Consider the following 13181-nt stretch of genomic DNA (forward strand, 5'->3'; position numbering starts at 1 on the left):
CTTCAGTATACGGGCAGGATGGGCTTTTCCGGCGGTTATACTTGTGCCCATGACGGTTGAGGAAACCCTTAACTCACTCAAACGGGGAGCGGTAGAGATCATCCCCGAGGAAGACCTGCGCAAGAAGCTCGAGGCGGGGCGCAGGCTCACCATCAAGCTCGGCTTAGACCCCACCCGCCCGGACATCCACATCGGGCACGCCGTGGTCTTGCGCAAGATGCGCCAGTTCCAGGAGTTCGGGCACAAAGTGGTCATCATCATCGGCGACTTCACCGCCATGATCGGTGACCCCTCGGGCCGCAGCGCCACCCGCCCACCGCTGACGCTCGAAGAAACCCGCGCCAATGCCCGGAGCTACGTAGAGCAGGTCTCCAAGATCCTGCACCGAGATCCGGAGCGCTTCGAACTGCGTTACAACTCGGAGTGGTTGGAGAGCCTGGGCTTCAAGGAGGTCATCAAGTTGGCCTCACAACTCACCGTGGCGCAGATGCTCGAGCGCGAGGACTTCAAAAATCGCTACACCTCGGGCGTCCCCATCTCCATCCACGAGTTCCTCTACCCCTTCGCCCAAGGCTACGACTCGGTGCCCATCGCAGCCGACGTGGAGATGGGCGGCACCGACCAGAAGTTCAACCTGCTCGTAGGCCGCGAGGTCCAGCGGGCCTATGGCCTGCCGGAGCAGGTAGCCTTCATCATGCCGCTTCTGGAGGGCTCTGACGGGCGCAAGATGTCCAAGAGCTACGACAACTACATTGGCATCAACGAGGAGCCCGCCGTGGTCTTCAAGAAGCTGATGCAGGTCATAGACCCGCTACTGCCGCGCTATTTTGAGCTGTGCACCGATCTGGAGCCTGGGGAGGTCAGGGGGGTGCTCGAGAAAGGCGGCATGGTCGGGGCGCACCGGGTACTGGCCCGCCTGCTCACCGGGGCTTACGCTCAGGAGCTGATCCCAGCACGACTGGACCGAGCCTTCTACGAGGGACTGGGGTACAGCCTCGAGGCCGCCGGGCATGACCGTGACGCGGGCAGCATGGAGGTCGTTCGCCAGGCCGAGGAGCGGTACTACCAGGTTGCCAAAAACATCATTCCGGAGGACATTCCCATCATTACGGTCCCCTCCGCCGAGCTCAGCGGGGGAAGCATCGCAGTATCCCGACTGTTCACTCTGGCTGGGCTCACCGCCTCCAACGGCGAAGCCAAGCGCCTGATCCAGAACCGGGGCCTGCGCATCGATGGCGAGGTGGTGGCCGACCCCAACGCCCAGGTTGCCCTCGAGCGGCCCCTGGTGCTCCAGCGGGGCAAGGATCGCTTCGTGCGGGTGGAGGTTATACCAGATTCAAAGAGATAATCAACCCAGAGCGATTCCCACGAATACCGCCCACAGCAAGAGGCAGCTGTAGGCGGTAATTTACGCCGCACCGCGCGCGGCGTAAATGTGGGAAGTGCGGTAGAGCTTTAGCTACAAGCCCGCGCCCTTCTCGAGGTGCGCCGAGATGACGCCGGCTTCCTGGGCCTCGCGCTCCTCGATCTTGGCCTTAATGCGCTTGAGGGTGGTCACCTCCTCCAGAGCCCGCTGGTCGAGGGTGTCGGAGATGAACTTGATCTGCTCGTTTATCTCGGGGATGGTGATCTGCTCGAGGGCGTTGACCCGGCGGTTGGTCTTCTTGATCTCCTCACCGATCTTGCGCAGGCGGTTTTCGGTGTTGGCGACCTCGATGATGGCCTCGGCCAGGGCCCTGAAAGCGGTGGTGGCCTCGAGGGTCTTGGAACCCACCCCGATGGGGCTGAACGCCAATGCCCCGTTGCCCTCGGGAGCGCTGATCCTGGGCACCTTTACGCCGTAGAGGCTCTCGACCTCCATGTGTACGCTCACCGGCGTACCCGAGAGAGACTCCACCGCCTCGGGGGTGTCGAAGGCCTTGGCGATGAGCAAGCTGAAGTAAGCGTCCTTGGCGGCGGCGTTCAGGGCTTCACGGGCCTTGAGCGAGTCCTGCACCAGGGCGAAGAACTCCCCGATCAGCGCGTCGCGTTTATTTTTGAGCAGATCGGCGCCCTGCAGAGCCAGGCGGCGCTGATCACGCTTGGCCAGTAGCGTGGAGCGCGTGGGTGAGACTTGTTCAGCCATTGGCACCTCCGGTGCGTCGTGCATCAAACGTCCTACGTCCTACGCCAAGGTCAAAGGCGTAAGACGTACGGCGCAGGACGTAAGACCTCATGGCTACACCCCCACCAACTCTTCGAGCTTGCCCGTCTTCTGGTGGTACTGGTCGATGTACTCCTTGCGGATGCGCTTGAGCTCGGAGGCGGGGAAGTCGGAGAGCAGCGCCCAGCCGATGTTGAGGCTCTCCTCGATGGAGCGCTCCTGCTGACCTTGGTTGATGAACTTCTTCTCGAAGTTGTCGGCGAAGCGCAGGTACTTCTTGTCTACCTCGGTCAGGGCATCCTCACCGGTGATGGCCACCAGGCGGCGCAGGTTGATGCCGCGGGCGTAGTTGGAGAAGAGCTGGTCGGCGAGTTCCTTGTGGTCGGCGCGGGTCTTGCCCTTGCCGATGCCGTTGTTCATCAGGCGCGAGAGGCTGGGCTGCACGTTGATGGGTGGGAAGATGCCCTGCTGAGCCAGGTCGCGCGCGATGAAGATCTGGCCCTCGGTGATGTAGCCGGTGAGGTCGGGGATGGGGTGGGTGATGTCGTCACCGGGCATGGAGAGGATGGGGATCTGGGTGACCGAGCCCTTCTTGCCGTGCACCACGCCCGCACGCTCGTAGATCGAGGCCAGGTCGGTGTACATGTAGCCGGGGTAGCCGCGGCGACCTGGGATCTCCTCGCGGGCCCCGCCGATCTCGCGCAGCGCCTCGCAGTAGTTGGTCATGTCGGTGAGGATGACCAACACGTGGTAGTCGTGCTCGAAGGCCAGGTACTCGGCGGCAGTGAGGGCCATGCGGGGGGTGAGCAGGCGCTCGACCGTGGGATCGTCAGCCTTGTTGAGGAAGAGCACCGAGCGGCTCAGCGCCCCTGTGCGCTCGAACTCCTGCAGGAAGTAGCTCACCTCGCGCTGGGTGATGCCCATCGCGGCAAAGACCACCGCGAAGCCCTCACCCTCGCCGAGCACTTTGGCCTGGCGGGCAATCTGGGCGGCGAGCTCGTTGTGGGGCAGACCCGAGCCGGAAAAGATGGGCAGCTTCTGCCCGCGCACCAGCGTCATGTTGACGTCGATGGCGCTGATGCCGGTCTGGATGAACTCCTCGGGCTTCTCGCGGGCCACCGGGTTGATGGGTGCGCCGTTGATGGGCAGGCGCTTCTCGGCCACCACCGGGGGGAGGCCATCGATGGGCCTACCGATGCCGTTGAAGGCCCGGCCCACCATCTCCTTGCTCACGCCCAGGCGGGCCACGTCTTCAACGAGCGAGACGGTGGTGCGCTCGAGGTTAAGCCCCGAGGTCTCCTCGAAGACCTGAAGCACGGTGTACTGGTCGGAAACCTCGATGACCTGGCCCCCACGGATGCGGCCCGTGCCGTCGTCGATGTTCACGATAGCGCCGTAGGCCAGATCGGCCGCCCCCTCGAGGAACAAAAGCGGCCCAGAGATGTAGGTTACGGCGTTGTACTCCTTCTTGAGCATCGTTTACCTCCTGGCGCTTCCTCACGCCTTCACGGCGCCCAGGAAGGCGGTCTTAATCATCTCGTCAAACTCCGCCTTGTAGGCCGGGAACTCCTCTTCCGGCACGTAGCGGGCCCGCCCGATCTTCTCGATCACCGGGTCGCTCAGGAAGTCGGCGATGGTGGCCCCCTTGGAAAGGGCCAGCTCACCCTGCTTGTAGGCCGCGAGAATCATCTGCATGATCCCGTAGGCCTTGGCCATAGAGCAGCTCGCGTCCACCGGGTCAAAGCCGTTTTGCTGGAGGAAGTCCTCCCGGGCGATGCGGCCAATCTCCAAAGCCAACCGCTCGGCGTCCTGCAAGGCGTCTGGACCCACCAGCTGCACCACCTGCTGCAGCTCGGCCTCGCGCTGCAGGATGGAGATGATCTGGGCGCGCACCTCGGGGTAGTCGGGGGCCACGTGCTCGCGGTACCAGGGCTCCAGGATGTTCAGGAACAAGGAGTACGAACGGGCCCAGTTGATGGCGGGGAAGTGCCGGGCACGGGCCAGCCCAGCGTCCAAGGCCCAGAAACCACCGGTAATGCGCAAAGTGGACTGGGTAACCGGCTCGGAGAAGTCGCCACCCGCCGGAGAAACCGCCCCAATGACCGAAACCGCCCCCTGCTCACCGGCCAGGGTGATTACCTTGCCGGCCCGCTCGTAGAAGCTGGACAGGCGCGAGGCCAGGTAGGGCGGGTAGCCCTCCTCAGCGGGCATCTCCTCCAAGCGGGAGGCGATCTCGCGCAGGGCCTCGGCCCAGCGGCTGGTGGAGTCGGCCATCAGCGAGACCTTGTAGCCCTGGTCGCGGAAGTACTCGGCCAGGGTGATGCCGGTGTAGAGGCTGGCCTCACGGGCCGCCACGGGCATGTTGGAGGTGTTGGCCACCAGGATGGTGCGCTCCATCAGCGGGCGCCCGGTCTGGGGGTCCTCGAGCTCAGGGAACTCCACCAGTACGTCGGTCATCTCGTTGCCACGCTCACCGCAGCCGACGTAGACGACGATGTTGGCGTCGCCAAACTTGGCAATGGACTGCTGGGTGACGGTCTTGCCCGAGCCAAAGGGGCCGGGGATGGCCGCCGTGCCCCCCGCGGCCAGCGGGAAGAGCACGTCGAGGATGCGCATGCCGGTGAGGAAGGGCTCGTTGGGGTCGAGCTTGCGGGTGAAGGGGCGCGGCTTGCGCACCGGCCAGAAGTGGGCCAAGCGCAACTTGGTGCCGTCCTCGAGAAGGGCGATGGTGTCGTCGATGGTGTACTCACCGGGGCCCACGATGCTTGCGATCTTGCCCGACTTGTCCGGGGGCACTAGGATCTTGTGGGTGAAGCTGAACTCGGGCACCGTGCCCAGGATGTCACCCCCTTTGACGACATCACCCACCCGCTTCATAGGGGTGAAGCTCCACTTCTTGCTGCGGTCGAGCGAGCTGACCTCGATGCCACGCGAGATGTAGATGCCCGAGATCTCCTGGATCTTGTCCAACGGGCGCAGGATGCCGTCGAAGATCCCGTTGAGCAGGCCCGGCCCCAGCTCCAGCGCCAGAGGCAAGTTGGTAGATACCACTGGCTCGCCCACCTGTAGGCCGTTGGTGTCCTCGTAGACCTGAATGAAGCATTCGTTGCCGTCCAGCCGGATGATCTCGCCCACGAGCTTCTCATTGCCCACGCGCACGATGTCGTACATCTTCGCGCCCTCGAGCCCCTCGGCGATCACCGCTGGACCTGCGATTTTCTTGATGACTCCCACTATGTTCCTCCTTGTCTGTGGAGTCTTGCCTTTACAGATAGGCGGTGGTCGATAGTCAATAGTCTATAGCTTGATCCATTTGTCACGGACTATCGGCTCTCGGCCACCACCCCTAGAGCTTGATGTCAAAGCCGATGGTCTGCCGCACCAGCTGGCGCATATAGGCCCTGGCGTCGCCGCCGCCGCTGAAGGCCTCGAGCAGGTTGGGCAGCGAGAGCAGCACCGGGGTGCTGCGCCCGCGCATGATGCGCTCGACTGCCTTGTTGGGGTCGGGGAGCAGGCTCTCGTCCACGGCGATCAGGGCGTAGGCGTTCGACTGCACCATTTCGGCGAGCGTGCGGGCAGCCTCCTCCTTGCTCGAGGTCACCGCTTCCAAGCCGGCCAGGCGGTAGCCCGAGGCCGTCTCGGCGTCGGTTAGCACTCCGATCTTCACCCCATCACCTCCTTCTCCACCGCGTCGGCAGGTAGGTTGTAGTAGGCCCGCCGGGCCAGCAAGCGAATGCGGGCGGCCTCCCACTCCTTAGTGCGGATGTAGTCGAGCGCCAGGCCGGGGCCCAGGCTGTCGAGGCTGCCCTGGTGGGCCTTCTGGCGCAGGATCTTGCGGAGAATCCTCTCCAAGTCGCCCAGCGTCCGTGCCCCCATCGCCGGGGCCAGGGGAGTCGCGCTCAGGGTATCCATCGCGGCAAAGTCGCCCTGGGCGATGCGGCTGAAGGCGGTCAGGGAGAGGTGGGTTCCGCCGGGGATGAAGTAGGCCTCGAGGTTGGCCGGAGCAGCCAGGGCCTGTAGCTTGAAGGCCGTCGCCAAGTTGGTGGCGTCTACCTCGAGGGCGAAGTACGAAGCCAGGAAACGACCCTTGAGCTTCTTGGCCTTGGCCAGCGCTGCGGCGAAGAACTCGCGGTCGAGCGCCACTTCCAGCGCCAGGAGGTCGGGACTGCCCTGCACCGCGTTGCGCAGGGCCTTGGCCAGCGGGTTGCCGGGCAGTTGCAAGATCTGGGCGATACTTGCGGCATCGGAGGCCTGGAGCATGCTGTTGATGAGGGTGTCCGGCAGGGTGCCCCCCACCAGGGTAGCCTTGATCTCCTCGGGGTCCTTACCCGCTGCTTTTCCGCGCAGGATAGCCTTGAGATTGACCAAGTCGGCCCGCAGCAGCGGCAGGCTGACCACCGCGCGCAGCTCACCCGACACCAAGCTCGGCAGGTCGCCCACGGTGCGGCTGAGGTGGCTGGACACCGCCCGGTCCACGTCCTCCAAGCTTCCGCCCTTGAGGTCCGGAGCGTAGACGGTCTCGCCCAACAGCCGCACAAAGTCGGGGAAGGAAGCGCTCAGGGCCTGCTGGAAGAAGCCCTCGCCCACCAACTGGCTGCGCCGGGAGCGCACGCGGGCGTTGAGGTAGGCGTAGCCAGCCGCCATGCCTACCCCCAAATCGCTTTCGCGGCCTTGGCCGAAAGCGAGTCCCAGGCCCGCTCGAGGCGCTCGGGAAGACTGTTTTGCACCATGCTCTTGCCACCCGCGGCCACCAGGCGCACGCCGTAGCGCAGGCTGGCATCGGTGCGCAGCTCGAGGCCCTTGGCCTTGGCCCAGGACTCTATCTTGGCCGCATCGTCGGGGTTGACCACCACCGCCTCGGCCTGACTCAGGCTCTGCAGGGCTTCCTCAGCCAGCTTGCTCAGGGTCTCGCCGTAGCTCGGCTGTCCCTGGAGGCTGGCCAGGGCCTTGAGGGCCTCGGCCTTGACCCGGTCCATCACCTGGCCCCTGGCCTGGATGCGGGCCTGGTTGAGCACCAGCTCTGCCGCGCTCTCGGCCCGGCGCTCTGCCGCTGCGCGTTCGGCCTCCAACTGCTTTTGCCGAGCGGCCTTGAGGGCCTCAGCCTGCTCCTGAGCGGCCTTGATGATCTCGGCAGCCCGGGTTTCGGCAGCTTTGGTGACCTCGGCGATCTCGGCGAGAACCTCCTGTTGGAGGATGTCCTCAAGTTTCGACATTCTTCAGGTCTCCTTGCGACTCCACACCCTGGGGCATGGAGTCCGGTCAGGGCTCTAGCTGATGAGGAACAGACCCACGAAGCCGAAGATCACCAGCGTTTCGGGCAGCAGGAAGAAGATCAGCGCAGTACCGAAGTTGCGGCGGTCTTCGGCCACAGCCCCCAGCGCAGCAGCACCGATGGCCGACTGGGCCACGCCGGTGCCCAAAGCGCCCAGACCCAGAGCCAGACCCTTGCCGATGGCAGCGAAGGACGAGGCCGCGGCAGCCCCTTCTTCAGCAGCGAAAGCCACAGCCAAGAGCGCCACACCGATGATCGAGAGAACTTTCTTCAGCATCACGTCACTCCTTTTCGCGCATCCGCGCTTGATGAACTTATTGGTCACGAACCGACTTGAAGGGACGGTAAGCCCGGCCCACCTCGTCGAAGAACCCGTAGTTGTTGCCGAATTCGATCCACAGCAAACGGATTGGCTGAAGCACGTGCCCCATGATGGTGATCAGGGTGATCAGCGCGAACATGATCGCCCCTACCACAAAGCCGATGAGGCCGCCGACAAAGCCCAGTTGCTCGGCCATGGCGAAACCCGCGTCGTTGGCGAGCTTGTAGAGCACCGCTCCCGCCAAACCTACCGCGTAGATACGGATATAGCTGAGGATTTGCCCGCCTTTGGTCAGCAGCTCGATGGGCATCACCAAGTAGCCCATGATAGCCCCCAGGCTACGGGCCACCTGGAACATCGACACCACGAACACCGCTAGCCCGGCGACGAGGATGAAGGTCGTCAGCGGGGCGCCCGCTCCGGTCAGGAAGGTGTAGGCGTAGGCCACGATTCCGATCAGGCCCGCCAGATACCCGATGCCCTCCCACATGTGCGAGGCGCTGTGGTGCTTATAGCCCATGTAAGCCCGCAGGCCGAAAGCGTAGAAGAGCTGAAGAATGCCCAGCAGCAGGCAGACCACGATCAGCAAGGTGGAAGTCTCGGCGGCCTCGAGGCGGTTGAGCAAGATCGGGAAGAGCCCGCTGTGAAGGCCGTCGTTGGGGTAGAAGATACCCAGGTGCTCGGCCAAGGTGCCGAAAAACTCCCCGTAGAGGAAACCCCAGATGCCCGCCGAGACGGCCATCCAGGTCAGCAGCTTGGAGATGTCACGGCTCACCGCCGGCGCGATGTTGAAGCCCACCAGGGGGATCAGCACGTTCTGCCCCCGCCTGGCCCTGTTGGCGAAGAAATAGGCTAGGTAGCCAAACAGCAGCGCCATGCCGATGTCGCCCACCACCATGCCGAAGAAGAGCGGGAAGAAGAGGGCGATGTTGATGGTAGGGTCGTAAGAGCCGTACTTGGGGGTATTGAGGAAGCCGTGCAGCAGTTCGAAGGGCTTGGCCCAAGCCGGGTTCCTCAGCGTCACCGGCACCTGGTCGGCCTCGTGGTGCTCGTCCACGGGCTCGAAGGTGTAGACGATCTGGTCACGCAGTTTGCTCAGCGCCTCTTCCACCTTGGGCTTGGCGTCCTGGGGCACCCAGCCCATCAGGGCCATGCCGTACTTGCCCGCCGCCAGATCGGAGGCAGCCTTGTAACGCAACACCTCGTCGCGGGCCCGGGTGAGCAGGGCCTGTAGGGAAGGCAGGGACTCCCGACCCAGCTTAGCAAGCTCCTCGAGCACACCTGCGAGCTCTTCGGGAGCGATCTTCTCGCGCTCGCGCATGCGGCGGGCCACCTGGGTGACGGGCAGGTTGGCGAAGGCTCCGGGAAAGCGCAGCTCGGCCAGGCCCAGACGCGAGAGGGCGCTGCGGGCGGCCTCGAGGTCGTATCTCATGACCACCACCACCGCGGCCACCTGCTTGTCCATGGGCGCCGACTCGAGCAGGTAACGGTCTTGCAGGGCGGAATCCAAGGCGCTCCGAACCGCGAGCAACTCCTCGGGCTTGCCCACCAGGAAGGGGACCACCCCCAAACGGGGGCTCTGGTCGATGCCGTGGGTCAGGCCAGCGAGGGCCTGAGCGGCAGCGCCAAAGAGCTGGATGGTCTGAAGCTCATCCTCCAGCGCTGCCCGCTCACGGCCCAACACCTCTGCGCGCTCCACCCAGGGTCTGATCTGGGCTTCGGCCTCCTCGAGGGTGCCGGAGAAGGGCACACCCACCACCGGATCCACGCCCAGCACCGCCAGGGTGCGGTCTGCGCCCGAGACGATGGCCTCCCAGCGTCTGAGTTCGCTCTCCTCCTGCGGGCTCAGGCGGAACTCGCCGAGCTCGGCGGGACGCAAGGGGTCGATGTGAACCACCCCGGCGTGCTGGAGTTCGGCCAGCAGCGAGCGGGCCAGGCGACGCGGCCCGGCCACGACCAATTTCTCCATCGGCGCGATCAAGGGAGAACCTCCCCCAGCACCAGCTTGACGGCGCCCTCGAGGCGCGCCTCGGCAGCTTCGGTGATGCTCTTCGCCTCGGCCTCGGCACGCGCCCTGGCCTCCGCCTCAATTTTGGCCACCGTATCGGCGGTCTGGGCCCTCATCCGGCTTTCCATCTCGCGCACAGCCTCCTGGGCTTGGGCCACGATCTGGGCGGCCTGGGCTTCGGCATCTTTGATTTTGGCCTGCGCCGCTTGTTTGGCCTCCTCGAGCTGCTTCGCGAGTGCTTGCTCGCGCTCAGCGAGGTCTTTAATCAATCCTAGGCCAGCCACTTTCCCTCCTTTCGTGAAATAAGGCTCATGTAAACGCCCGCAGCATTGTAGCGGTTTATGAAAAGGGGCGTCAACGGTGCATAGCATACCCTACAACAGCGCTTTGAGGCCTGTGCCTCAGGCCGAAACCCAAGTGCTGGGGACACCAGCACACCGCAGCCTGGCAACGCGTGGACAACCTGAATCTGCGTTCGGTCACGATTGGCGCTTTGCCTGCGGCGTATGGCGTAAACTGCCTCGGTGAAGGTTCGTGTTTCTCCCCGCGGGGCCAGCCGCCTGCTGGCCCACCATCCATGGGTCTACCGCTCCGACGTGCTCGAGGGGCCAAAGCAGGCCGGGCTGTACCCGGTCTACGGGCCCAAGGGCCTGCTGGCCTGGGCAGCCTGGAACCCGGCCTCGGAGATCGCAGTGCGGGCATTTCGTTACCGCCCTACCGACGACGCCGAGCAAAGCCTGCTGGACAACCTCCGGCGGGCCCTGGCCCAGCGCAAGGCCAGTCTGGAGGCTGAACCCCAGGGAGCCTTTCGCCTGGCCCACGCCGAGGGCGACAGCCTGCCGGGGCTGGTGCTCGACTACTATGCCGGCCACGTGGTCGTGCAATCCGGCTCGGCGGCCCTCGAGCCCCTCCTGCCCCGCTTCGTCGAAGTCTTGATCGAGCAGCTCCCCGTGCAGAGCGTGCTGGCGAGGAACGACCAGCGAAGCCGCACACTGGAGGGACTCGAGCTGGAGGTGAGAACCCTCTTCGGCAAGGTGCCCGAGTGGGTGTGGGTCAAGGAGGGGCCCGTCGAGTACCGCGCGGATTTGCTGAGCGGCCAGAAGACCGGGGCCTTCATCGACCAGCGGGACAACCGCCTGCGGCTGCGGGCCTACAGTGGGGAGCGGGCCCTCGACGTGTTCAGCTATCACGGCTCCTTCGCCCTGCACCTGGCGCAGGGGTTCAAATCGGTCACGGCGGTGGACAGCTCAGCCGAGGCGCTGACCCGCGCCCGCGCCAATGCCCAGCACAACGGCCTCGAGATCGCCACGGTGGAAGCCAATGCCTTCGAGTTCCTGCGCCAGGAAGAGAAATCGGGCCATAAATACGACCTCATCGTGCTCGACCCCCCGGCCTTCGCCAAGAGCAGGCGGGATCTCGAGCGGGCCTATGCGGCCTACAAGGAGGTCAACCTGCGCGCGATCAAGCTGCTGCGCGAGGGCGGCATCCTGGCGACCGCCTCTTGCAGCCACCACCTGACCGAAGCTTTGTTTTACGAAATGCTGGCCGACGCCGCCGCCGACGCCCACCGCTCTTTACGCGTGCTCGAGCGGCGCGGTCAGGGCTGGGACCACCCGGTGCTGCTGGGCGTGCCAGAGACGCACTACCTCAAGTTCGCCTTGCTGGAGGTGAGGGACTGAGGGGTGATATCAGATTCGGTCAGTTCGTTCCCGATATGGGAACGCCGCCCCGCCAAGGCGGGGCGGTCGACCGTCAGGGAGGGGTGTGCTCTGGGATTCAAAAAGATAGCCTCTGAAGGTCTTTGCTTTGGGTGATTATCTTTTTGAATCCGGTATGAACTGGGTTCAGGGGCTTGTAGCCCGTGATTTGTCGAGGGTCTGGCGTCTTGGCTCATGCGCCCGGCCACCCTTGACCTCCCCCGCCAAACCCTCCACACTGAGCACGATGAACGACGCCATGGAAGACCTGCTCGAACGCCTGGGCAACAACCTGGTGTGGCGCATCGGCAAGGCCGAAACCGAAGACGTGATCGTGGTGCGGGTGGGCCTAGCCCGCGCCGTCAGCAACTTCGCCCTGTATCCCCGGCTGCGCAACGCCACCGACGAGGAAATCGAAGCCCTGGTCAAGAGCGGCCAGGTGCGGGTGGAGTGGGTGGACTGATCCGCCACGCCACCCTCCCACGAAAACCCCACTGCTCACAAAGCCCATGAACATCGAGCGCACCTTTGAGCTAAGCTTACCCGGTGACGAGGCACTGCTGCATTCGCCCGAAAAAGTCTTCGGCGGGCGCAGCCCTTTCGAAGCCATGAGCCGTGAAGGGCTAAGGCTGCGGGGGGCTCTGGTCGCCGACGTGCCGCTGCTGGGAGAACTACGCTTTCCCTTTGAAAGTGAGCTGGTGCTGGGCGCTGGCCTGGCGCAGCTCGAGCCCATCTTGCCCTCCCCCATCCCCGATTACTGGGCCGAGATCGCCGGCGAGGGGCGGGTGCAGGGCGAGAAGCTTCGCTATGAGATCACCGTGCGCTTGCACGCCGAAGTACCCCCCGGCGACAAGTGGGGGGGCAAAGCCCTGCGGCGCATGGCCGAGGCCGCCTTCGAGCGCACCCTCAGCCGCGCCCTGAGCCAACTCCAGCGATGAGGCTGTCGCAAACGACCTCGAGCCCACCGATCGAGCTTTATACTGTTTTGGGATGAGGCACCCGAAGACAGCGGGTGGTTGCACTGGGGGTGAGAGGCCATGCTAGAACTCCGGTACATCGGCCACTCGGCGGTTTACTTGAGCGACGGAACCACCCGTATCGTGATTGACCCCTTCATTACGGGCAATCCCAAGGCTACCGTGGGGGTCGAGGCCGTGGAGGCCGACCTGATCCTGGTCACCCATGCCCACGGTGATCACTGGGGCGACGCCCTGGCGCTATCCAAGAAGGGCGGGCTACTGGTCTCCAGCGCCGAAATCGCCGCCTACGCGGAGCAGCGGGGGGCCAGGGTTCAATCCATGAACATCGGTGGGACGTATAGGTTCAAAGGAGGCTGGCTCAAGTGGACCCCAGCTTGGCATTCCTCGAGCTTTCCCGATGGCACCTACGGCGGCACGCCCATGGGCGTGGTGTTGGAACTGGGCGGTAAGCGCATCTACCACGCCGGCGACACCACCCTCTTCAGCGACATGCGCCTCATCGGCGAGATGGGGCTCGACTTGGCCTTGCTGCCCATCGGCGACAACTGGACCATGGGGCCCGATGAAGCTCTCAAGGCGCTCGAGCTGCTGCGTCCCAAACAGGTCGTGCCCATCCACTACAACACCTTCCCGCCCATCACCCAAGACGGCGCAGCCTTCGCCTCCAAGGCCGGCTTAATGGGAATCGAGGGAATAGCCCTGGCCCCAGGGGAGAGCCATAGGCTGTAACGATGCGGTAACGCTGGGTCGCCTATGCTG

14 protein-coding genes are annotated in these 13181 nt (G+C 64.6%); 5 read left to right on the top strand and 9 right to left on the bottom strand.

What is annotated here, in order from left to right; translation table 11 throughout:
* The first annotated feature begins 49 nt into the window (after nt 1–49).
* Nucleotides 50–1348 (top strand): tyrosine--tRNA ligase, encoded by a 1299-nt coding sequence (gene tyrS / locus B047_RS0108225; RefSeq protein ID WP_018466484.1) that lies wholly within the window; start codon nt 50–52, stop codon nt 1346–1348.
* A gap of 111 nt (nt 1349–1459) precedes the next feature.
* Here the strand turns inward: tyrS and B047_RS0108230 are convergent, their stop codons facing one another.
* The 9 genes from B047_RS0108230 to B047_RS0108270 all read right to left on the bottom strand — a co-directional run bounded on the left by B047_RS0108230 (nt 1460) and on the right by B047_RS0108270 (nt 10029).
* Entirely contained in the window at nt 1460–2125 is a 666-nt protein-coding gene (locus B047_RS0108230; protein WP_018466485.1) for a V-type ATP synthase subunit D, read from the bottom strand.
* A 93-nt stretch (nt 2126–2218) separates the two neighbouring features.
* The gene (locus B047_RS0108235) at nt 2219–3619 is read right to left on the bottom strand and encodes a V-type ATP synthase subunit B (RefSeq protein ID WP_018466486.1); all 1401 of its coding nucleotides are present in this window, start codon (nt 3617–3619) and stop codon (nt 2219–2221) included.
* Between the two features lie 21 nt (nt 3620–3640).
* The gene (locus tag B047_RS0108240) at nt 3641–5380 is read right to left on the bottom strand and encodes a V-type ATP synthase subunit A (protein WP_211209142.1); all 1740 of its coding nucleotides are present in this window, start codon (nt 5378–5380) and stop codon (nt 3641–3643) included.
* A 109-nt stretch (nt 5381–5489) separates the two neighbouring features.
* Nucleotides 5490–5804, bottom strand: coding sequence for a V-type ATP synthase subunit F (locus B047_RS0108245; protein ID WP_211209143.1), 315 nt, complete (start codon nt 5802–5804; stop codon nt 5490–5492).
* A gap of 2 nt (nt 5805–5806) precedes the next feature.
* Nucleotides 5807–6787, bottom strand: a complete 981-nt coding sequence (locus B047_RS0108250) for a V-type ATPase subunit (RefSeq protein WP_018466489.1) — start codon at nt 6785–6787, stop codon at nt 5807–5809.
* A 2-nt stretch (nt 6788–6789) separates the two neighbouring features.
* Nucleotides 6790–7356: a V-type ATP synthase subunit E gene (locus B047_RS0108255; RefSeq protein WP_018466490.1), complete on the bottom strand. Its 567-nt coding sequence runs from the start codon at nt 7354–7356 to the stop codon at nt 6790–6792.
* 54 nt (nt 7357–7410) lie between these two features.
* Nucleotides 7411–7692 (bottom strand): hypothetical protein, encoded by a 282-nt coding sequence (locus B047_RS0108260; protein ID WP_018466491.1) that lies wholly within the window; start codon nt 7690–7692, stop codon nt 7411–7413.
* Nucleotides 7693–7729: 37 nt separating this feature from the next.
* The gene (locus B047_RS0108265; protein WP_018466492.1) at nt 7730–9706 is read right to left on the bottom strand and encodes a V-type ATP synthase subunit I; all 1977 of its coding nucleotides are present in this window, start codon (nt 9704–9706) and stop codon (nt 7730–7732) included.
* Between the two features lie 8 nt (nt 9707–9714).
* Nucleotides 9715–10029: a V-type ATPase subunit subunit G family protein gene (locus B047_RS0108270; protein ID WP_026234727.1), complete on the bottom strand. Its 315-nt coding sequence runs from the start codon at nt 10027–10029 to the stop codon at nt 9715–9717.
* A gap of 240 nt (nt 10030–10269) precedes the next feature.
* On the opposite strand from B047_RS0108270, the gene B047_RS0108275 reads away from it, so the two are divergent.
* The 4 genes from B047_RS0108275 (at nt 10270) to B047_RS0108290 (ending at nt 13151) form a co-directional block, all read left to right on the top strand.
* Entirely contained in the window at nt 10270–11424 is a 1155-nt protein-coding gene (locus B047_RS0108275; RefSeq protein ID WP_018466494.1) for a 23S rRNA (cytosine(1962)-C(5))-methyltransferase, read from the top strand.
* 265 nt (nt 11425–11689) lie between these two features.
* A complete protein-coding gene (locus tag B047_RS0108280; RefSeq protein ID WP_018466495.1) occupies nt 11690–11905 on the top strand; it encodes a DUF3248 domain-containing protein in 216 nt (71 codons plus the stop codon).
* Between the two features lie 46 nt (nt 11906–11951).
* Nucleotides 11952–12380, top strand: coding sequence for a DUF3809 family protein (locus B047_RS0108285; protein WP_018466496.1), 429 nt, complete (start codon nt 11952–11954; stop codon nt 12378–12380).
* Nucleotides 12381–12479: 99 nt separating this feature from the next.
* A complete protein-coding gene (locus B047_RS0108290; protein ID WP_018466497.1) occupies nt 12480–13151 on the top strand; it encodes a metal-dependent hydrolase in 672 nt (223 codons plus the stop codon).
* The last annotated feature ends 30 nt before the right edge of the window (nt 13152–13181 follow it).

The organism is Calidithermus timidus DSM 17022 (genome assembly GCF_000373205.1).
In the GTDB taxonomy this organism is placed as follows: Bacteria; Deinococcota; Deinococci; order Deinococcales; family Thermaceae; genus Calidithermus; species Calidithermus timidus.